This window comes from Pseudomonas sp. 57B-090624 (genome assembly GCF_003234055.1).
Lineage (GTDB): Bacteria > Pseudomonadota > Gammaproteobacteria > Pseudomonadales > Pseudomonadaceae > Metapseudomonas > Metapseudomonas tohonis.
On the sequence record NZ_QKRU01000058.1, the window covers coordinates 1 to 20305 of the forward strand.

Annotated in this window: 19 protein-coding genes and 1 pseudogene; 5 read left to right on the forward strand and 15 right to left on the reverse strand. The window is 65.9% G+C overall.

Annotation, left to right across the window (positions count from 1 at the left end):
• Positions 1-81: 81 nt before the first annotated feature.
• The 5 genes from DMX10_RS23600 to DMX10_RS23620 form a co-directional block, all read right to left on the reverse strand.
• Entirely contained in the window at positions 82-1383 is a 1302-nt protein-coding gene (locus tag DMX10_RS23600; protein WP_111263373.1) for a DUF4350 domain-containing protein, read from the reverse strand.
• Positions 1380-2981, reverse strand: a complete 1602-nt coding sequence (locus DMX10_RS23605) for a DUF4129 domain-containing protein (protein ID WP_111263374.1) — start codon at positions 2979-2981, stop codon at positions 1380-1382. Before DMX10_RS23605 ends, DMX10_RS23600 begins: the two co-directional genes overlap by 4 nt.
• The gene (locus DMX10_RS23610) at positions 2968-3945 is read right to left on the reverse strand and encodes a stage II sporulation protein M (RefSeq protein WP_111263375.1); all 978 of its coding nucleotides are present in this window, start codon (positions 3943-3945) and stop codon (positions 2968-2970) included. Before DMX10_RS23610 ends, DMX10_RS23605 begins: the two co-directional genes overlap by 14 nt.
• Complete coding sequence (locus DMX10_RS23615) at positions 3942-4679, reverse strand: RDD family protein (protein WP_111263376.1); 738 nt, start codon at positions 4677-4679, stop codon at positions 3942-3944. Before DMX10_RS23615 ends, DMX10_RS23610 begins: the two co-directional genes overlap by 4 nt.
• A gap of 90 nt (positions 4680-4769) precedes the next feature.
• Positions 4770-5522 carry a hypothetical protein gene (locus tag DMX10_RS23620; RefSeq protein ID WP_111263377.1) on the reverse strand — a complete coding sequence of 251 codons (753 nt, stop codon included), beginning with the start codon at positions 5520-5522 and terminating at the stop codon, positions 4770-4772.
• 181 nt (positions 5523-5703) lie between these two features.
• Here DMX10_RS23620 and sbcB point away from each other — a divergent pair, with 181 nt between their 5' ends.
• On the forward strand, positions 5704-7134 hold the full coding sequence (sbcB, locus tag DMX10_RS23625; protein ID WP_111263378.1) for an exodeoxyribonuclease I: 1431 nt from the start codon (positions 5704-5706) through the stop codon (positions 7132-7134).
• A gap of 82 nt (positions 7135-7216) precedes the next feature.
• Here sbcB and mvaT read toward each other — a convergent pair whose 3' ends face one another.
• Positions 7217-7594, reverse strand: coding sequence for a histone-like nucleoid-structuring protein MvaT (gene mvaT / locus DMX10_RS23630; RefSeq protein WP_111263379.1), 378 nt, complete (start codon positions 7592-7594; stop codon positions 7217-7219).
• A 309-nt stretch (positions 7595-7903) separates the two neighbouring features.
• Between mvaT and purU the strand changes: the two genes are divergently transcribed.
• From purU to DMX10_RS32995, 3 genes are read left to right on the forward strand one after another with little or no spacing between them, the layout of a single operon-like run.
• Positions 7904-8755 carry a formyltetrahydrofolate deformylase gene (purU, locus tag DMX10_RS23635; protein ID WP_111263380.1) on the forward strand — a complete coding sequence of 284 codons (852 nt, stop codon included), beginning with the start codon at positions 7904-7906 and terminating at the stop codon, positions 8753-8755.
• A 28-nt stretch (positions 8756-8783) separates the two neighbouring features.
• Complete coding sequence (locus DMX10_RS23640) at positions 8784-9203, forward strand: CBS domain-containing protein (RefSeq protein WP_111263381.1); 420 nt, start codon at positions 8784-8786, stop codon at positions 9201-9203.
• A gap of 10 nt (positions 9204-9213) precedes the next feature.
• Entirely contained in the window at positions 9214-9390 is a 177-nt protein-coding gene (locus DMX10_RS32995; RefSeq protein ID WP_021218046.1) for a hypothetical protein, read from the forward strand.
• A 25-nt stretch (positions 9391-9415) separates the two neighbouring features.
• On the opposite strand, the gene DMX10_RS33725 is transcribed toward DMX10_RS32995, so the two are convergent.
• Together DMX10_RS33725 and DMX10_RS33730 are read right to left on the reverse strand one after the other, a co-directional pair.
• Positions 9416-10180 (reverse strand): methyl-accepting chemotaxis protein, encoded by a 765-nt coding sequence (locus tag DMX10_RS33725; protein WP_371921724.1) that lies wholly within the window; start codon positions 10178-10180, stop codon positions 9416-9418.
• 90 nt (positions 10181-10270) lie between these two features.
• Positions 10271-11293, reverse strand: a pseudogene (locus DMX10_RS33730) (cache domain-containing protein); the annotation flags it as partial.
• Positions 11294-11411: 118 nt separating this feature from the next.
• On the opposite strand from DMX10_RS33730, the gene DMX10_RS23650 reads away from it, so the two are divergent.
• Complete coding sequence (locus DMX10_RS23650; protein ID WP_111263383.1) at positions 11412-12902, forward strand: helicase HerA-like domain-containing protein; 1491 nt, start codon at positions 11412-11414, stop codon at positions 12900-12902.
• 69 nt (positions 12903-12971) lie between these two features.
• Here the strand turns inward: DMX10_RS23650 and DMX10_RS23655 are convergent, their stop codons facing one another.
• From DMX10_RS23655 to DMX10_RS23680, 7 genes are all read right to left on the reverse strand, one after another.
• The gene (locus tag DMX10_RS23655; RefSeq protein ID WP_111263384.1) at positions 12972-14444 is read right to left on the reverse strand and encodes an inorganic phosphate transporter; all 1473 of its coding nucleotides are present in this window, start codon (positions 14442-14444) and stop codon (positions 12972-12974) included.
• 154 nt (positions 14445-14598) lie between these two features.
• On the reverse strand, positions 14599-14796 hold the full coding sequence (locus DMX10_RS23660) for a hypothetical protein (protein WP_111263385.1): 198 nt from the start codon (positions 14794-14796) through the stop codon (positions 14599-14601).
• Between the two features lie 312 nt (positions 14797-15108).
• A complete protein-coding gene (gene mapR, locus DMX10_RS23665; RefSeq protein WP_111263410.1) occupies positions 15109-16518 on the reverse strand; it encodes a GntR family transcriptional regulator MpaR in 1410 nt (469 codons plus the stop codon).
• 77 nt (positions 16519-16595) lie between these two features.
• Complete coding sequence (gene ccoG / locus DMX10_RS23670) at positions 16596-18014, reverse strand: cytochrome c oxidase accessory protein CcoG (RefSeq protein ID WP_111263386.1); 1419 nt, start codon at positions 18012-18014, stop codon at positions 16596-16598.
• A gap of 185 nt (positions 18015-18199) precedes the next feature.
• Entirely contained in the window at positions 18200-18358 is a 159-nt protein-coding gene (locus DMX10_RS32830) for a hypothetical protein (protein WP_158545623.1), read from the reverse strand.
• A gap of 86 nt (positions 18359-18444) precedes the next feature.
• On the reverse strand, positions 18445-18981 hold the full coding sequence (nudE, locus tag DMX10_RS23675; RefSeq protein WP_111263387.1) for an ADP compounds hydrolase NudE: 537 nt from the start codon (positions 18979-18981) through the stop codon (positions 18445-18447).
• A 146-nt stretch (positions 18982-19127) separates the two neighbouring features.
• Positions 19128-20258 (reverse strand): helix-turn-helix transcriptional regulator, encoded by a 1131-nt coding sequence (locus DMX10_RS23680; RefSeq protein WP_111263388.1) that lies wholly within the window; start codon positions 20256-20258, stop codon positions 19128-19130.
• Positions 20259-20305 lie beyond the last annotated feature (47 nt).

Below are 20305 nucleotides of genomic sequence, written 5' to 3' on the forward strand. Positions count from 1 at the left end.
GGGCTTCGGGGGTGACGTCGGAAAGGTCCAGGTTCAGGCCTTCGGCTTCATCGTTGATCGGCTGATCGGGCGTCTGTTCGCTCATAGGGCATTCCTGAGGCTTTGCAGGTGGGCGACCTGGCGGGTGAATTCGGAGGCGCTGAGGCGCTGCTTGGGCAGCGGCCGCATGGCCTGGCTGATGGCGGCGGTGGGCATGCGGGTCAGGCGGCTGAGCACCTGCCACTGCTCGGCCACGCCGAGTCGTTCGAAACCGGGGTGACGGCGCCGCGCACGGCGCAGGATGTCGCGCTGCAGGCCCTGCAACAGCACGTGCTTGCCACTGCGGCGCAGGAGGAAGTCGGCGCTGGCGCGCAGGTGTTCCTCCAGCTGGCGACGCGAACGGCTGGCAGGCGCCAGTTGCGGCCCCTGGCGGCGACCGACGTGCCAGAGCACCAGGGCGATGAGCAGGGCCAGGGCCACCAGGGCCTCGGGGAAGTTGCGCCAGAGCAGTGCCGGGAGGTCGTCGCGTTCGGCCCTGTAGAGCAGCGTCACCTCGGTGTCCTGGGTCAGGTACCAGAGCAGCCAGGCGTTGTCGTGGCTGACGATGTTGCGGTTCTGCCAGATCCAGCTGTCGGTGAGCACGGTGATCAGGCCGTCGCCATGATTCATCTGCAGCATGTGGGTGGCGTTGGCGCTGTTGGCCCAGGCATGGGCGCGGTCTTCGCTGTCGTAGAGGTGGAAGCCGGTGTCGAAGTCGATGTACGCCGGCGCGTCCTCGTTCTCCAGGTAGAGCTTGGTCAGCTCGGGGTAGCGGTCTTCTTCCTCCGGCTCGGCGTCGGCCTCGGCCGGGGCTTCTTCCTCGGCCTGGGCCTGTTGCGGGTCATCCTCGGCCGCGTCGGTCTGGGCGTCCTCCTCGGTGGCGGCGTCTTCCTCGCCCTCGGTCGCCTCGCTCTGCTGGGCGTCCTCGCTGTCTTCCTCGTCGAGGTCTTCGGTCTCGAACTGCTGGATGCCGAGGCGATCCAGCAGCAGGTCGCCGCTCTCGCCTTCGTCCTCGTCGTACAGGGCTTCGGCGACGAACAGCACGTGGCCGCCGTGGGCCGCCCAGTCCAGCACGCGATCGGCCTGCCGCGGGGTCATGCGGCTGCGGTCGGCGAGCAGCAGCAGGGTATGGCCGGGGGCGGGCAGGTCGGCGAGGACCTCCAGGCCATCGGCGCGGCTGACCCTGAGCCCCTGCTTGCGCAGGAAGCTCTCGGCGGCGAGGTAGTCGTTGAAACGCGCCTCGGGCGAGGGGCCGTGGGTAAGGGTTTCCTGGTACGGCTCGATCTTGTTCAGCAGCCAGATGAGGAACAGGCCGAGCAACAGGACGATCAGGGCACCGAAGATGAAGCCGCCGCGACGGGTCATGCGCTGGCTCCCTTGGCGATCAGGCGGCGCCAGCCCTCGCAGAGGCCGCGCTTGAGGCTCTCCGGCGGCAACTGGTGGCCATAGGCGAGGTTCTGCCAGTGACGGGTGAGGACCTGGGCGAAGCGGGACAGCTCTTCACGCTGCAGGTTCTGCACCATGCGCAGCATTTCGCCTTCGGTGTGGGAGCCCTTGAGCGGCAGGCGGAAATCGTGGAGCAGGTGGCTGAGCAGCGCGCGGTAGAGCAGGCCGAGGGCCTCGCGCGGGTGCTCGGCCCAGAGCCGCTCGGCTTCGCTGGCGACGTCGTCTGGCAGGCTCTCGGGGGCGACTTCCAGGCCGAACAGCTGCAACGGCGCCTCGCGACGCCTGCGTTGGGGCAGGCCGATGCTGCCGACGAAGGTGGAGAGCCACTCGCGGTAGCGCCAGATGATCAGGGCGAGGAGGCTGATCAGCAGCCCCCAGAGCACGACCTTGATGATGAGCGCCAGCCAGGAGGTGCTGTTCCAGAGGTCGGCCAGCTTGAACAGGCCCTTGATGAAGTTGGTGAGGCTTTCCGCGTCCTCCTTGGAAAGCTCTTCCTTCTTCTTGTCCTTGGCGTCGGTGTCGGGGAAGCGCCAGCGGGTCACCGTCTCGCGGTTCTCGAAGGGGGGCTCGTCGAGCAGCTTGGCGATGCTCTCGCTGGCGGCCTGGCTGCTCAGTTCCTGGTGAGTGAGGCGCGGGGCGTCGGGGCCGTTGGGGTCTTCGACCGGGAGCGGGCAGCTGCCGGCGCCTTCGGCGGCCAGCACCGGCTGGGCGGGCAGGGCGGTCGCCAGGACCACGCCCATGCCCAGCACCAGGGCGTAGGCGAGGCCGGTCAGGCGCTGGCGCAGGCGGCGGAACACCAGTTCGATGTCCCAGGCTTCGAGTGCGGTGCGGCGGTTCAGGTAGAGGGTGAAGCCGCAGGCGACGTAGACCGGTTCCCAGATCATCAGCACGAAGAAGTACAGGCTGTTGGACAGGTGCTCCATCCACACCCAGTCGCCTTCGGCCTGCTGCAGCAGTTTCTGCCAGTCCCAGTCGGCCACCACCTGCTGCGGCAGCATCAGGTAGAGGAGGGTGATCAGGCCCATCCACAGGGCGGTTTCCAGGTGCATGCCGATGACGGTGAGCCAGGTGGCGCCGCCGGCATCGCGCTGGCCGAGGACCACCAGGCGCTGGCTGCGGGCCGCGCCGGAGAGGCCTTCGAGTTGCATCACCGGCATGTCGAAGCTGCGCGTGGGGCTGAAGCGGCGCCAGGTGAGGCTGGCGATCAGCTGTGGCTTGAGCAGGCGCGGGTAGGCCTTGAGCGCCTCCTTGAGCGTCGGCGTGTCGCCGAACAGCGCGCGGGAGAGGATGTACAGCGGCAGCCGCTCGAAGGCGGGCTTGAGCAGCCAGAAGACGAACATCGCCCAGCCGGAGTAGTTCCACAGCAGCAGGCTGAGCAGGAGGAACACCGGCAGGGTGATCAGCGCCCAGCTGGCCATGAGCAGGCCCATGTGGCGCCGGGCGAGCAGCACGCCGAGGTCCATGGCTTCCCAGGCACTGCGCGGGCGGATGGCGACGCTGGCATCAGTCAGGCGCATGGCGACTCCGACCGGCGAAGCAGAAATAGCTGCCCACCAGCAGCCACAGGCCCGCGCCCACGATGTACTTCACCTTGGGCGTGGTGAAGGTCATGGACGACCAGTAGGCCTCGATGAAGGCGGCGATCAGCAGCATGAGCATGGCGCCGGCGATCAGCTTGACGCTGTGGGTGGCGGCCAGGCGCAGGGATTCGGCGCGGGTCATCCGCCCGGGGGCGAGCAGCGACCAGCCCAGCTGCAGCCCGGCGGCACCGGCGAAGGTGATGGCGGTGAGCTCGAAGGCGCCATGGCCGATGACGAAGGACCAGAAGGTCTCTCCATAGCCGACCTGGGTCAGGTGCCCGGCGACGGCGCCGATCATCAGGCCGTTGAAGAACAGGAAGAACAGGCTGCCGAGTCCGAAGAGCAGGCCGCTGGCATAGGTCTGAAAGGCGATGCCGATGTTGTTCATGATGTAGTGGCCGAACATCATCCAGTCGTCGCCGGAGTCGCGTTCGCTGGCGCCGATGCGATGGGCGTCGGGCTCGTACATGGATTCCATCTCGGCCACCTGGTCCGGCGGCACCACGCTGTAGACGAGGTCTGGGAATTGGTGCACCAGCACGCCCATCACCGCCAGGCTGACGTAGAACAGCAGGCTGGCGATGAGGATGCTGCGCCACTGCTCGCGGACCAGGCGCGGGAAACCGCCGAGGACGAAGCCGAGGATCTGCGCGCCGAGGTGGCTGCGGTGGCGGTAGAACTGCTGGTGGCCGCGCATGGCCAGTTGCTGCAGCTGGTCGATCAGGTGGCTGCTGTAGCCACGCTCTTGGGCCAGCGCCAGTTGCTGGCAGAGGTGGCGGTAATCGGCGGCGAAGCCCTCGCAGGACTTGGCGTCGGCCTTGCCGCGCTCCAGGGCCTCGAGCTGGGCGCCGAAGCGTTCCCAGTCGGCCTGGTGGCGACGTTCGAACAGGCTCTGTTTCATGGACTTCCCAGTAGGCTCCTGGCGATGCCGTTGAGGCGGGCCTCGGCCTGTTCGGCCGGGACCTCCAGCGGCTCGGCGAGGATGCCCGCGAGCTCGGCGCGGCGACCGCTGGAGAGGCCGGCCTGGCGTTCGGCGTAGCCGAGGATGGCGCGCTGCTCGGCGAGGCTCAGGATGAAGGGCGCGCGTTGTGGCTCGGCGTCCGGCAGTTGCGGGCGCGAGGGCTTGTCCTCGCGGTACACCACCAGGGTGCCGGCGGCGAGGTCGCCGAGGCGCTTGAAGGCGGGGTGCATCAGTGTGCTGAGGATGCCCAGGGCATAGCCGAACGGCAGGATGTCGACGAAGCGCAGCAGGTTGCGCACCAAGGAGGAGGACCAGCCCACCGGCGTGCCGTCGTCGTGGACCACGCGCAGCCCCATCAGGTGCTTGCCCGGCGAACGGCCCTGGTTGAGCACCTCGAACAGCACCATGTACCACCAGGTGACGAGGAAGGTGACGATCAGCCCCAGGCCCATGCCGAACTGCCCGAGCAGCAGGAACACCGAATACAGCACCAGCAGCAGGATGCCGCGGATCAGCAGGTCCACCGTGTAGGCGAGGGCGCGGGGCAGGAGGCTGGCGGGGCGCAGCACGAGGTCGATGCCCTCGGGCGTTTCCACCTGGTAGCGGGTGTCCAGGGGGGCGGACTGACCCTGCTCATTTCCATATGGGCTGGTGGTGCGGGACGTCGATGTCATGGGTCGACTGCGTTGGGGAAAGCACGATGCTAGCGGAGCATCACTTGGCGAGGCAACCGACCCGCCGGTGGCGGGTCGGCACTAAGCGGATCACTGCGGCGGGGGCCGCACGCCGAAGATGGTGCGGTAGAGGATGCCGACCGCGATGATGAACATCGGGAAGGTCCAGATCAGGCCGATGCCCAGCGGGATCATGCTGAGCAACATGATCAGCGACAGCACCAGCATCAGGCCGAAGACCTTGAACCAGCGCTGGGTGATGGCCTTGCGCGAGGCTTCCAGGGCTTCCCAGGGCGACAGCTTGCGCTCCATCGCCAGGGGCAGGGCGAGCATATAGGCGATGGCCAGGTAGAAGCCGGGGATGAGCAGCAGCAGGAAGCCGATGTAGATCAGCACCGCCATCAGGATATTGAGGATGAACAGCGGTACGAACAGGTTGAAGTTGCTGAACAGCTCGTTGAAGTTCAGCGGCTGGCCGGCCGCCTGGCGGATGCCCAGCAGGTAGATGCCGCCGAGAACCGTGGCGCAGAGGCCGGAGCCGATGACGCCGCCGATGAAGGAAAGCACCGTGGCGGCGAGTTCACCGGCCATGCCGCCGATGAAGCCCAGGACCAGGCCGAGCAGTGTGGCCAGGACCTGGCTGGCGACACCGTAGACGATCATGCCGCAGACGATCATGCCCTTGGAGCCCTTGACCCGCTGCCAGGACTCGCTGATCACATCGCCGATATTGAAGTCGTAGCCACGGGCCAGGGCGGCCTCGATGCTCAGTTCGCCGCTGTCGACTGTTTCGACCAGGGCGCTCTGGGGCGCGGAATAGGGGTTTTCGGGGGTGCCTTGCATGGTCGCTTCCTTGTGAGTCGGTGCAGGAGGCTCAGGCCCGGGGCGGGCATGGCGCGAGCGCGATATTTTCTGGTTTCGGCAGGACGAATTCAATCGGCTGCGTCACTGTTTGGCGAATTGGCGGGCGCCGGCCCCGGCCGTCCGGGTGATAGACTCCGGCCCCTTGGCCATAGGAGGCAGCGTGACTTCCAGCATCTTCTGGTACGACTACGAAACCACCGGCATCAATCCGCGTTGCGACCGCCCCATCCAGGTGGCGGGCATCCGCACGGACGAGGCGCTCAACGAGATCGAGCAGCCGCTGAATCTCTATTGCCGGCTCAGCGACGACATTCTTCCCCACCCGGGCGCCTGTCTGGTCACCGGGATCCTTCCGCAGACCCTGCGCGAAAAGGGGCTGGACGAAGGCGAGTTCATCACCCGCGTGCACGCCGAGTTGTCGCGACCGGGCACCTGCGGCGCGGGCTACAACACCCTGCGTTTCGACGACGAGATGACCCGCTACAGCTTCTACCGCAACTTCCACGACCCCTATGCGCGGGAGTGGCAGGGCGGCAACAGCCGCTGGGACCTCATCGACACCTTGCGTACCGCCTACGCCCTGCGCCCGGAAGGCATCGAGTGGCCGACCGAGGAGGGGCGTGTGTCGCTGCGCCTCGAACGCCTGACCGCCGCCAACGGCATCGACCATGGCCAGGCCCACGACGCCCTTTCCGATGTGCGCGCCACCATCGCCCTGGCGCGCCTGGTGCGGGACCGGCAGCCGAGGTTGTACGACTTCCTCTTCCAGTTGCGCAGCAAGCACAAGGTGCAGGAGCAGATCCGCCTGCTGCAGCCGCTGGTGCATATATCCGGTCGTTTTTCGGCGGCACGGCATTACTTCTCCGTGGTAATGCCGCTCGCCTGGCATCCGAAGAACCGCAATGCATTGATAGTCTGCGACCTGTTATCGGATGTATCGCCGCTGCTGAACCTCGATGCGGAAACTCTGCGACGTCGCCTCTATACAAGGCGCGATGAATTGGCGGAGGGCGAAGTGCCGGTGCCGTTGAAACTCGTGCATATCAATCGTTGCCCGGTAGTGGCCCCGCTTAGTGTCCTGCGGGCGGCGGACCAGCAGCGCCTGCAAGTGGACTTGGCGGGGATTCAGGAAACGGCGCGACAACTTGCCGAGTTGCGCACGCAGTGGCAGGACAAGTTACCGGTCATTTACGCGGAGGACGCCTTTCCCGGAACCGAAGATCCGGAGCAGCAACTCTATGACGGTTTTATTGGTGATCGCGACAGGCGACTCTGCGAGCAAGTGCGAAATGCCGAACCGCTTCGCCTGGCGCGTGAACCCTGGCCATTCGATGATGTGCGTTTACCGGAGTTGCTCTTCCGTTACCGCGCTCGAAACTTCCCGGACACTTTGTCACCTGCGGAACAGGAACAATGGACGGCATTCTGCAGAAACCGGCTGGTTGATCCGGCCCTGGGCGCGCCCACTACCCTGGCGGCGTTCGATCAGGCCGTGCAGGAGCTGAGCGCGGGCGCCACGCCCGCCCAGTCGGCGATACTCCAGGCCTGGGCGGAACACGCCGCCGTATTGCGCCAGCGCTACCGGCTATGAAGGGATGCCCCTTTGCAACAAGGGGTTATTCCGGACAATAAAAAACGCCAGCTTTCGCTGGCGTTTTTCGTTCCGTTGGCAATTAGCCCAGCAGGGTGGCCCAGCTTTCAACGGTGTCGGCGCCCCACTTGGCTTTCCACTCTTTCAGTGTCTTGTGGTTGCCGCCTTTGGTTTCGATAACTTCGCCGGTGTGCGGGTTCTTGTATTGCTTGACCTTGCGGGCGCGTTTGCTGCCAGTGGTCTTGGCGGCAACACGCGGGGCCTTGGAAGTTTTGGAGTCCGGATCGAGCAGGGCGATGATATCGCGCAGGGACTTCTGGTATTCGCCCATCAGGGTGCGCAGTTTGCCTTCGAACTCCAGCTCTTTCTTCAGCTTGTCGTCTTGCGACAGGTTCTTCAGGCGCTCTTGCAGTTCTTTGATGGCTTCTTCGGTGGCGCGGTATTCGTTGATCAGCGACATGTCTGAGTCCCTTGGTGAAAATGGTGTTGGCGGCGGTGACTTGAATGTCAGGGATAATAGTCAGCGCGCTAATACAAGTAAACAGCGGGAAAAGTTTTGTCGGGATTATTTTCCCGACAGGCCGTTGTTTGAATTAATGCGCACTGTCCGAATCGATCGATCCGGAGGTTGGAACTTGCGTGCATCGGGGCCGCCCTCCGAGTTGGGACGATGGGGAGCATGCGGTGACGGGAAGTTCACGGGGCAGCTGAAGTTTTCACGGTGTGTGGATAGAATGGCCGCCTTTGCGAAGTATCTGGAGTTTCCCCCATGCGCACATTTCGTCTGGTGATCGCCTGTCCGGACGGCGTTGGCATCGTAGCCAAGGTCAGTAATTTCCTGGCTACTTATAACGGCTGGATTACCGAGGCGAGCCATCACTCCGACACACAGAGTGGATGGTTCTTCATGCGCCACGAGATTCGCGCCGATTCGCTGCCCTTCGACCTGGAGGGTTTCCGCCAGGCCTTCGCGCCCATCGCCCGTGAGTTCTCCATGGAGTGGCGCATCACCGACTCCGCCGTCAAGAAGCGCGTCGTGCTGATGGCCAGTCGCGAGTCCCACTGCCTGGCCGACCTGCTGCACCGCTGGCACAGCGGCGAGCTGGATTGCGAGATCCCCTGCGTGATCGCCAACCACGACGACCTGCGCAGCATGGTCGAATGGCACGGCATCCCGTACTTCCACGTGCCGGTGGACCCGAAGAACAAGCAGCCGGCCTTCGAGCAGGTCTCGCGCCTGATCGACGAGCACAAGGCCGACAACGTGGTGCTGGCGCGCTACATGCAGATCATCCCGCCGGACCTGTGCCAGAAGTACCGTCACCAGGTGATCAACATCCATCACAGCTTCCTGCCCTCGTTCATCGGTGCCAAGCCTTACCACCAGGCATCCCTGCGTGGCGTGAAGCTGATCGGTGCGACCTGCCACTACGTCACCGAGGAGCTGGACGCCGGCCCGATCATCGAACAGGACGTGGTGCGCATCAGCCACCGCGACAACATCGAGGACCTGGTGCGCCTCGGCAAGGACGTGGAGAAGCTGGTCCTGGCCCGCGGCCTGCGCTACCACCTGGAAGACCGCGTGCTGGTGCACGACAACAAGACCGTCGTCTTCGACTGATCGCGTAACAGGAACAAGGAACGATCCCATGCTCAAGTCCGTCCAGGTTCGTGACTACATGACCCATCACCAGGTGAGCTTCCGGCCGGACACCGACCTGTTCCTGGCCATCGAGCGCTTGCTGGAGCACCGCCTGAGCAGTGCCCCGGTGGTCGACGGCCAGGGCCACCTGCTAGGCATGCTGTCCGAGTCCGACTGCCTGCGCGGCATCCTTTCCGGTGCCTACTACGATGCCGTAGGGGGCGTGGTGGGCGCGTGCATGCAGGCGCAGCCGGGGAGCGTTTCCCCGGACGAGGACGTGGTCGATGTCTGCCAGCGCTTGCTGCGCGAGCAGCATGAGGCCTTGCCGGTCGTGGAAGGCGGTGTGCTGGTGGGCGTGCTCAGCCGTCGTGACGCCTTGCGCGCGATCAAGGCCTTCGCCCAGCACGATGCCGGCCGCCCGACCTAGGAGCTTGAGCATGTCCGACCCTCTCGACCGCGCGACATCGAAAGCCCCGCCCACCCTCGGCGAGGGATGCGTGCGGCGCTATGACCCCGAGGCGCTGGACGAGGAGGACGGCACCGACTTCCCGGATGCCGAGGCCCTCTGGAAGCAGATCCAGGACGAAGCCGACGAAACGAAAAAGGCGCCTTGAGGCGCCTTTTTCATGCCCGCGCGGTTCAGATGCGGAAACTGTCCACCAGGTGCTTCAACCGGGCAGCCTGCTGCTCCAGGTCGGCGCAGGCGCGCAGGGTGGCCTGGAGGTTCTCCACGCCTTCCTGGTTGAGCATGTTGATCTCGTTGATGTCCATGTTCAGCGACTCCACCACCGAGGTCTGTTCCTCGGTCGCGGTGGCCACGGACTGGTTCATCCCGTCGATCTCGCCGATGCGCTGGGTCACGCTGGAGAGGCGCTCGCCGGCGAGGTTGGCGATGGTCACGCTCTCCTCGCTGTAGCGCTGGCTCTCGGTCATGGTGTTGACCGCCTCGCGCGCGCCCACCTGCAGCTCCTCGATCATCTTCTGGATTTCCTGCGCCGACTCCTGGGTGCGGTGGGCGAGGTTGCGCACCTCGTCCGCCACCACCGCGAAGCCCCGGCCGGCTTCACCGGCACGGGCGGCTTCGATGGCGGCGTTGAGCGCCAGCAGGTTGGTCTGCTCGGAGATGCCCTTGATGACCTCGAGGATCTGCCCGATGTTCACCGTCTTGCTGTTCAGCGTCTCGATGTTGCCGCACGAGGCGCGGATCTTCCCGGACAGGTCGCTCATCGCCACGATGGTCTTCTCCACCACCTGGCGGCCGTCCTCGGACTGGTTGCGCGCATCGGACGCCTGGTGCGAGGCATCGGCGGCGTTGCGGGCGATCTCCTGGGCGGCGGCGCCCAGCTCGTTGATCGCCGCAGCGACGCTGTTGGTGCGCTGGGCCTGCTCGTCGGAGTTGCTCATCGACGAGTTGGAGGCCGACAGCACCAGCTTGGCCACTTCGTTGACCTGGCGCGTGGTGGCGGAAACCTCGCGGATGGAGGCGTGGATGCGCTCGACGAACCGGTTGAAGGACTGGGCCAGCTCGCCGAACTCGTCCTGGGAATGCACCTCCAGGCGGCGGGTCAGGTCGCCTTCGCCCTGGGCGATGTCCTGCATGGCGCGGCCCATCAGCAGCAGCGGCTGCATCAGCACGCGGATCAGCATGCCCAGCAGGGCGATGATGATCACGACGGCCACGACCGTGACGATGATCGCCGAGGTGCGGAACTCACGCAGCATCGAGAACGCCTCGGCCTTGTCGATGGACAGGCCGATGTACCACTTCACCGTCGGCAGGCCCTTGATCGGGGCGAAGGTGAGGATGCGTGCCTCGCCGTCCAGCTCGGCCTCGGAGAAATCGGTGCTGATGCGCGGGGTGTTCTGCGGGTAGAGATCCGCCAGCTTCTTCATCACCAGGTCCTTGTTGGGGTGGACCAGGATGGTGCCGTCCTCGCTGACCAGGAAGGCGTAGCCCATGCCCTGGAAATCCAGCGAATTGACGATCTGCTGCAGCGTATCCAGGCTCAGGTCGCCGCCGACCACGCCCTTGTCCCCGGCGGGGGTGGCGATGGTCATGATCAGCGCGCTGGTGGCGGCATCGATATAGGGCTCGGTCAGCGTGGTTCCGCCGGCGGCCATCGCGTCCTTGTACCAGGGGCGGGTACGTGGGTCGTAGCCTTCCGGCATGGCGCTGTCCGGGCGCATGGTGAAGGAGCCGTCCGAGCTGCCCAGGTAGGTGAAGGCGAAGGTCGAGGCCAGCACCTTCTGCTCCAGCAGCGAGGTCACGGACTCGGCCTCGGCATGCCGGGCGATGTTCTGCGCGACGTTCTCCACCAGCAGGATGCGGCCCGAAAGCCAGTTCTGGATGTTGCTGGCGGTCACGTCCCCCATTTCCCTGAGGTAGCTTTCAAGATCCTCGCGGATCGCATTCCGTTGCAAGTAGTCGTTGTAGAGCGTGAAGAGCGAGAACGCCGCTATCACTACCAGAGAGGCTGCCAGCAGGATCTTGTGGCTGAACTTCAGGTTCTTGGTCATGTCTTCTTGCGTCCGATTGAGGCAGGTACCAGTCTTGGCGGGCCACCGGTTTTTTATGAACGGATCCGGCGTTGAACACTGTGTCGGTAAAGAACCAGTAAAGCTTGAGGATGGCGAGATGCCTGCATCCAGATCGATAATTCTTGGCGCTGACCCCTCCGGTCAGCCGATCACCCAGGCGTTGCGCCTGGCCAACCGCCACGGCCTGGTCGCGGGCGCCACCGGAACCGGCAAGACAGTGACCCTGCAACGCCTCGCCGAAGCCTTCAGCGATGCGGGCGTGGCGGTCTTCGCGGCCGACATCAAGGGCGACTTGTGCGGCCTCGGTGCCGCTGGCGAGCCCCAGGGCAAGATCGCCGAACGCATCGCCTCGATGCCCTGGCTCGAACACCAGAGCAAGGCCTACCCGGTGACGCTCTGGGACGTTGCCGGCAAGAGCGGCCACCCGCTGCGCACCACCCTCAGCGAAATGGGCCCGCTGCTGCTGGGCAACCTGCTGGAACTCACCGACAGCCAGCAGGCCGCGCTCTACGCCGCCTTCCAGGTGGCCGACCGCGAGGGCCTGCTGCTGCTCGACCTCAAGGACCTGAAGGCGCTGCTCAACCACCTGCGCGAACACCCCGAACTGCTCGGCGAGGACCGCGCCCTGTTCGCCGGTGCCTCCGCCCAGGCACTGCTGCGGCGCCTGGCGACCCTGGAGCAGCAGGGCGCCGATGCCCTGTTCGGCGAGCCGGCGCTGCAACTGGAAGACATCCTCCACCCCGACCGCGACGGTCGTGGCCGCATCCACCTGCTCGATGCCAGCCGCCTGGTGCACGAGGCGCCGAAGGTCTACGCCACCTTCCTGCTCTGGCTGCTGGCCGAACTGTTCGAGCAGCTGCCCGAGCGCGGCGACGCCGAGCAACCGGTGCTGGCACTGTTCTTCGACGAGGCGCACCTGCTGTTCAACGACACGCCCCGGGCCCTGCAGGAACGCCTGGAGCAGGTGGTGAGGCTGATCCGCTCCAAGGGCGTTGGCGTCTATTTCGTCACCCAGTCCCCTGGCGACCTGCCCGACGAGGTGCTGGCCCAGCTCGGCCTGCGCATCCAGCACGGCTTGCGCGCCTTCACCGCCAAGGAGCAGAAATCCCTGCGCGCGGTCGCCGACGGCTTTCGTCCCAACCCGGCCTTCGACAGCCTCAGCGTGCTCACCGAGCTGGGCATCGGCGAAGCGCTGGTGAGCACGCTGGAGGAAAAGGGCACGCCGGCCATGGTGCAGCGCGTCGCCATCGCGCCACCGCAGTCGCGCATCGGGCCGCTCAGCGAGACCGAGCGCGCCGAGCGGGTGCGCAGCTCGCCCCAGGCCGGGCGCTACGACAAGCCGATCGACCGTGAGTCCGCCTACGAGATCCTCAGCGCCCGCGCCGCCGAGGCACCGGTCGCTCCCGAGGCCAAGGGCAAGGCCGGGCCCGCCGATCCGGACCCGGGGTTCGCCGGTGCCGCTGGCGAACTCCTGGGCAGTCTCGCCAGCCAGGCGATGAAGACCGCCGTGCGCCAGGCGGCCAACCAGCTGGGCCGCCAACTGGTGCGCGGCCTGATGGGATCGCTGCTGGGGGGCAAACGCCGCTAGTGCCCGCCAACCCGGGGGACACCGCAACGAAAAGGGCGCCCGTAGGCGCCCTTTCTTATAGCGGGGGGATCAGACGAAAAGCTTGGTCGAGATCCAGAACAGCCCAGCGGCCAGGGCCATGGAGGTGGGCAGGGTCAGCACCCAGGCCAGCAGGATGTTGCGCACGGTGCCGCCCTGCAGGCCGCTCTTGTTGGCGACCATGGTGCCGGCCACGCCGGAGGACAGCACGTGGGTGGTGGAAACCGGCAGGCTGTAGATGTTGGCCAGGCCGATGGCGGCGGCGGCGGTGATCTGCGCGCTCATGCCCTGGGCATAGCTCATGCCCTGCTTGCCGATCTTCTCGCCGACGGTGAGTACCACGCGCTTCCAGCCGACCATGGTGCCGATGCCGAGGGCCAGGGCCACCGCGATGATCACCCAGAAGGGCGCGTATTCGGTGGTGGCGGTCAGGTCCTTGCGCAGCTTCTCCAGGTCCGCCTTCTCGCGGGCCGGCAGGTCGGAAAGCTTGCCCACCTTCTTCGCGGTGTCGTCCAGGCAGAGCAGGTAGCGGCGGGTCTCGACGCGGGTTTCCTCGCTCATGTCGGCGTAGCTGGCGACGCCCTTGAGGTTGGTCAGCAGGCCATCGATGGTCGCTTCGGTCTGCTTGGGATCGCAACGGAACGCCTGCGGCATCTCGCTGGGGGTGGCCTTGCCCAGGGCCAGCATCTCACCGAGGGTGTCGTTGTGGCGCTGGTAGAACTGGCTCAGGTGGGTGGCCGCGTCACGGGTGCGTTCGATCTGATAGGTGGTGCTGTTCAGGTCGAGCACGAACTTGGCCGGCACGATGCCGATCAGCACCAGCATGATCAGGCCGATACCTTTCTGGCCATCGTTGGAGCCGTGCACGAAGCTCACGGCCATGGCCGAAAGCACCAGGACCAGGCGGTTCCAGAAGGGCGGGTGCTTCTTGTCGTCGACTTCCTTGCGGGTCTCCGGGGTCTTGTGCATCTTCGACGCCGGGTACAGCCACTTCAGCGACAGCAGCAGCAATGCCGCGACCATGAAGCCGGCGGCCGGCGAGAAGATCAGCGACAGGCCGATATCGATGGCCTTGCCCCAGTTCACGCCTTCGCCCAGCGGCAGGTCGCTGATCAGCGCGTTGGCCAGGCCGACGCCGAGGATCGAACCGATCAGGGTGTGCGAACTGGAGGCCGGGATACCGAAGTACCAGGTGCCGAGGTTCCAGGTGATGGCCGCTGCCAGCAGCGAGAACACCATGGCCAGGCCGTGGCCGGTGTTGACGTTGATCAGCAGCTCCACCGGCAGCAGGTGGACGATGGCGTAGGCGACGCCGACGCCGCCCAGCAGCACGCCGAGGAAGTTGAAGATGCCGGAGAGGACCACCGCGCGGTAGGGCGACATGGCCTTGGTGTAGATGACCGTGGCCACCGCGTTGGCGGTGTCATGGAAACCGTTGATGAACTCGAAGGTCAGGACGAATGCCAGGGCGAGCAACAGGCTCAGCACCAGCCAGGCATCAAGCCCGCTGAAGAGATCGAACATGAAGGTTTAGTGACAGGCTGGTTAGGGGGCGCGAATTATGCCAGAAAACCGGCCCGCGCCCAGCGTCCGACCGCTGATCGGTATCGGTTACCACTGCGTCACGGCAGCGCAGCCCAGTAAATCAGGGCCATGCAGGGCATTGTTCGAAATCGTTTCAGCTGTCCTGGCCGAGTTCTTTCTCGATTTTCTGGATTTCGCGCTCGAAGGCCTGGTCCTGGTAGGTGGGGCGCTTGCGCCAGGGTTTGCGTTCGGGTTCGGGCTGCGCGGCATAAGTGGTCACTTCGCCGCCGTAAACATCCTTGTAACGTTTTTCCTGGCGCTCGAGTTCGGCGCGCAGTTCGTCTTTCGTCACGTATTGATCCGCTTGGTCTGAATAATGGGTCTTGAGTTTCCGGCGATGGAGGGCGCGGGGGCCTTCTGCAACTTTCGCCTGTCATGGACTTGGGCCGGACGGCCGTTCCATTTTCTTCAGCGACCATCCCGGTCGGCTTTCATGCACCACCGAGAGCCAGGCGCATCGCGCCTTTGCGCAACTAAGCCGGATAACTTCGGAGGGGCGGCGAAGTATATAGGGAAACTCACCAGAAGCTCTATCGAATAGAAAGCCGAAGGCACGACGAGTTCAACTTTCGTTGCACTCGCCGTGCACGTCCCTGGTGCATGTTCAGAGGCTGCGGATGATGCGTCCGAGCGTTTCCATCGCCTGTTCGCTGCGTGTCGTCCAGGGGTGGCCGTAGTTCAGGCGTGCGCAATTGCTGAAACTCCGGGTCGCCGAGAAGATCGGCCCCGGCGCGATGCTGATGCCCTGGGCGAGCGCCAGCTGGAACAGGCGCAGCGAGTCCACCTGCTCGGGGAATTCCAGCCAGAGGAAGTAGCCCCCGTCCGGACGGCTCACCCGGGTCTGCTCCGGCAAATGGCGGGCGACTGCGGCGAGCATCGCGTTCTGCTGGCTTTCCAGGGCGTAGCGCAGGCGCCGCAGGTGGCGGTCGTAGCCGCCGTGCTGCAGGTAGTCGGCGATGGCCGCCTGGGCCGGGACCGAGGCGGAGATGCTGGTCATCAGCTTCAGCCGCTCGATCTCCCCGGCATAGCGCCCCCCGGACACCCAGCCGACCCGGTAGCCCGGTGCCAGGCTCTTGGAGAACGAACTGCAGTGCATCACCAGGCCCTCGCTGTCGAAGGCCTTCACCGGCTTGGGCGCCTGCTGGCCGAAGTACAGCTCGGCATAGACGTCGTCCTCGATCATCGGCACCTGGTATTGCTTGAGCAGTTCCGCCAGGCGTCGCTTGCGCGCTTCGGTCAGGCTCGCCCCCAGCGGGTTGTGGAAGTTGCTCATGAACCAGCAGGCCTTGATCGGCAACTGTTCGAGGCTGCGCTCCAGCACTTCCAGGTCGATGCCCTCGCGCGGGTGCACGGGGATCTCCACCGCCTTCAGCTTGAGCCGTTCCAGCACCTGCAGGCTGGCGTAGAAGGCCGGCGACTCGATGGCCACCAGGTCGCCCGGGCGGGTCACCACCTGCAGGCAGAGGTTGAGTGCCTCCAGCGCGCCGTTGGTGATCACCAGCTCCTCGATGGGCAGCGGCAGGCCGCCGACCATGTAGCGCAGGGCGATCTGCCGGCGCAGGGCGTGGTTGCCGGGCGTCATGTCGGCGACGGTGGAGCGCGGGTCCATCTCCCGCACCGCGTGGGACATGGAACGCGCCAGGCGTTGCAGGGGGAACAGCTCCGGGCTGGGGAAGGCCGAGCCGAAGGGCACGGTGTCCGGGTCCTTGATGGAGCTGAGCACCGAGAACACCAGCTCGCTGACGTCCACCTCGGTGGTGGCGGCCTCGCGGCTGGCCACCTCGGGCTCGCGCAGCGGGCGCTGCACGTGCTGGCAGACGAAGTAGCCGGAGCGTGCGCGGGCCATGATCAGGCCACGGCTTTCCAGCAGGTAGTAGGCCTGGAACACGGTGGAGGCGCTGACGCCGTAGGTGCGGCTGGCATGCCGCACCGAGGGCACCTTCTCCCCCGGGGCGAGCACGCCGGTACGGATCAGCTCGGCGATCTCGTCGGCGAATTTCTCGTAGCGCTTCATCTTGTCCTGCGGGTGGGCGGCCTGGGCCGCCCACTCTAAGCGCTGCGTCGGGACGCCGCCAGCTGCGCCATCCATGCTCAGCGCCTCGGGCTGACGAAGGTGCTGTCGGCGGTGGCGGTCGCCGTATCGCCCTCCAGGCTGGTGATGCGGAACACCAGCTCGCGGGAGCCGCCACCCAGGGTGTCGTCCTCCTGCGCCACCGAGACCGGCAGCTCGAGGATCTCGCCGGCCTCGATGCTCACCTCCGCCGGTGCCTGCAGGCGCAGGCCCTCGCCCTCGGCCAGCTCCAGGCGGTAGCGATGGCCGACCTGGGTCTTGTTGATCAGCTTCAGGTTGTAGATGTTCTCGATCTCGCCGGCGGCATTCTCGCGGAACATGCCGCGGTCCTTGATCACGTCCAGGGAGATTTCCGAACGCGAGGCCAGCAGCCAGCCGAACGCACCGATCATCAGCACCAGGGCCGTGGCGTAGCCGATCAGGCGTGGCCGCAGCAGATGGGTGTGGCCGCCCTCCAGGGCGCGTTCCGAGCTGTAGCCCACCAGGCCTCGGGCGTAGCCCATCTTGTCCATCACCGAATCACAGGCGTCCACGCAGGCCGCGCAGCCGATGCAGGCGATCTGCAGGCCGTCGCGGATGTCGATGCCGGTGGGGCAGACCTGCACGCACACCGTGCAATCGATGCAATCACCCAGGCCCTGGGCCTTCGGATCGCTGCCCTTCTTGCGTGCCCCACGGGACTCGCCCCGGGCGGCGTCGTAGGAAACGATCAGCGTGTCCTTGTCGAACATCACGCTCTGGAAGCGCGCGTAGGGGCACATGTGGATGCACACCTGCTCGCGCATCCAGCCGGCGTTGACGTAGGTGGCGGCGGTGAAGAACAGCACCCAGAACAGCGAGATGCCGCCGGCCTGGAAGGTCACCAGCTCGGTGGCCAGTTCGCGCACCGGGGTGAAGTAACCGACGAAGGTCACCGCCGTCGCCAGGCTGATGGCGAGCCACAGGCCGTGCTTGGCGACGTTGCGCGCCACCTTCTCCACGCCCCAGGGCGCGGCGGCCAGCTTGATGCGCTGGTTGCGATCGCCCTGGGTGCGCTGCTCGACCCACATGAACATCCAGGTCCACACGCTCTGTGGGCAGCTGTAGCCGCACCACACGCGCCCGGCGAACACCGTGATGAAGAACAGCCCGAAGGCGCAGATGATCAGCAGCCCCGAGAGCAGGATGAAATCCTGCGGCCAGAAGGTCGCGCCGAAGATGTAGAACTTGCTGTCCTCCAGGCTCCAGAGCACGGCCTGGCGGCCATCCCAGTCGAACCAGAGGGTGCCGAAGAACAACAGGCACAACAGCCCCGCGCCGAGCAGGCGGAAGTTGCGGAACCGCCCGGTGAAACTGCGGGTATGGATGGGGGCACTGGAGGCGTAAAGGGACTTGCTGGCGGCGGCGGGGCGACTCGGTTGGACGACCTCTACCTGCCTGACGGGAATCATCTCGCTCATGATGCTGGCCTTTTGGGCTATGACGGCGAGGCGGACTATAGGGAGAGGCTGATACTGGAAACAGATTCAGGTGAATGGGTAAAAACCGTATCAGATGGCGTGCGATGGCCGTCTGGCCCGCAAGATGCGTGGTTTCTGGCGGGGCACCAATGTGCCCTGCGCAAAGCGCGGCAATCGGTCGCGGGCTAGAAGCGCAGCGTCGGGCGGTAACAGGAATGGATCTGCGCCTGGCACGGGTTGACCCCGGCCAGGGGCGTCAGCAGGGGGCTCTGTAGCAGGCCGATGTAGGCGGCGCCCAGGGCGCAGGCGAGCAGGGTCAGGCACAGCTTCGTTCTTGTTGTCATGGTCGTTCCCCGGTGAGGTTGGACGCCGCTTTTGTTGTGCTGCCCACCCTAGGGCGCCCCGAGATACATCGCCTCGTCCGGACGGACTAGAGGCTCGCCAGGGCCATGAACAGTGCCGCGATCGCTCGCGCCTCGTGCAGCTCGCCGCTGGCCACCAGCCCGGCGACGCCCGCCAGCGGCACCCGCACCTGCTCCAGGGGCTCCGGCTCATCGCCCTCGGCAGTGGCGGGCTGCAGGTCCTCGGCCAGCACCACGGTGCAGCTGTGGCACAGGTGCCCGGGCGCCAGGCTCAGGGTGCCCAGCTCACGCAGGCGCCCGGCACGCAGGCCGACCTCCTCCATCAGCTCGCGATTGGCCGCCTGCAGGCAGGTCTCGCCCGGCTCCACGCCGCCCTTGGGCAGCCCCAGCACCCGCGCCTCCACCCCCACCGCGTACTCGCGCACCAGCAGCACGTGCTGTGGGGCGGGCAGGGCCACCACCAGCACCGACTGGTAGCCGGAACCGCGCAAGCGCTCATAGACCCGCCGCTGGCCGTTGCTGAATTCCAGGTGCAACGCCTCGATCTGGAACCACGCGCTGCGGGCCAGCAATTCGGTCTTGAGGATGGTGGGTGGGCGACGCATGGCAGGTTTCCCATAAAGGATCGACCACAGCCTCACCCCGCAGGGGCACAAGGGCATCGTCCGGACGGACTAGCGCCGAGCCCCAGCGTGCCGACGGTTGCGTAGGATGGCGTAGAGCGAAGCGAAACCCATCACGCGCCGCCCCTTCACCCCAAGGTCGCCACACTCCTCAGGATCAAGCGCACCAGCATGGTCTGGCGGGTCACCCCGGTCTTGGAAAAGGTCGAACGCAGGTGTGCCCGCGCGGTGTTGCGGCTGATGCCCAGGGCTTCCGAGGCTTCGTCGAGGGTCAGGCCGTTGGCCAGCAGCATGGCCAGCTGTGCCTCGGCCGGGGTCAGGTCGAACAGGGCCTTGACGATCTCCTGGGGTGCGCTGGATTCCTGCTCCGGGTCGCTGATGAAGATCACCACCGAGGGGCATTGCTTGCCCTCGTTCCAGGCCGAGAGCGGCACCGAGCGGACGATGATGCCCAGGTCCGCCTTGCCCGACGGGCGCTGCACCCGCAACGCCTCCACCACCGATGGCATGTTGTGCTTCTGCGACTGCAGCGCCTGCTTCACCAGGCGGCGGTACTCCTGGGTGTCGCGCGGGCTGCCCACCTGCAGCCCGTCGTTGACCAGCTTGAGGCCGTCCTTGTCCCGCAGCAGGCGTTCGGCCACGCGGTTGGTCTGCAGCACCTTGCCGTCCTCGTCGAGGATGATGGTGCCCACCGCCAGCTGGTCCACCGCGCCGGCATAGAGGTTGCGCTCGGTTTCGATGCGGTTGAGCTGCATGTGCAGCTTGATCGAGCGCTCCAGGTGCGGGACGAAGTGCGCGAGCAGCGCCTTGTCGCCCTCGTTGAACTCCGGGTCCTCGCGCCCGCGGCTGACGCGGATGCGGCACTGGGCACCGTCGCAGGTACGGATGTCGGCGCCGAGGATGTGGAACACCCCCACCGGCTCCAGGAAGCTCTTGAAGAACTCCGACTCCTCCCACGCCTGGCGCGAAAGGAACTCGCCCGTGGTGACCACCTGGCGATTGGGCAGGTCGACGAAGGGGTCGAGGGCGAAGAAGTGCTTGTTGTAGGACGCGGTCACCTCCGAGGAGCTGCCCGTGGTGTTCACTATCAGGCCCTCCGCGTGCTCGCTCGGCGGCCGCAGGATGAAGGTCACGTATTTGCTTTGCAGGTACTGGTTCAACTGGTTGAGGAAAGTGGCCCACGGAATGTCTTCGAGTGGCCCCTGGTAGAGGTCGCCGAGCATCCCGCTGAATTCATCGAGCGTGAGTGTGTGTGCCATGTCTGAACCAAGTTTTTATTTTTGTAGGGGGATTCTTACCGGCTGGA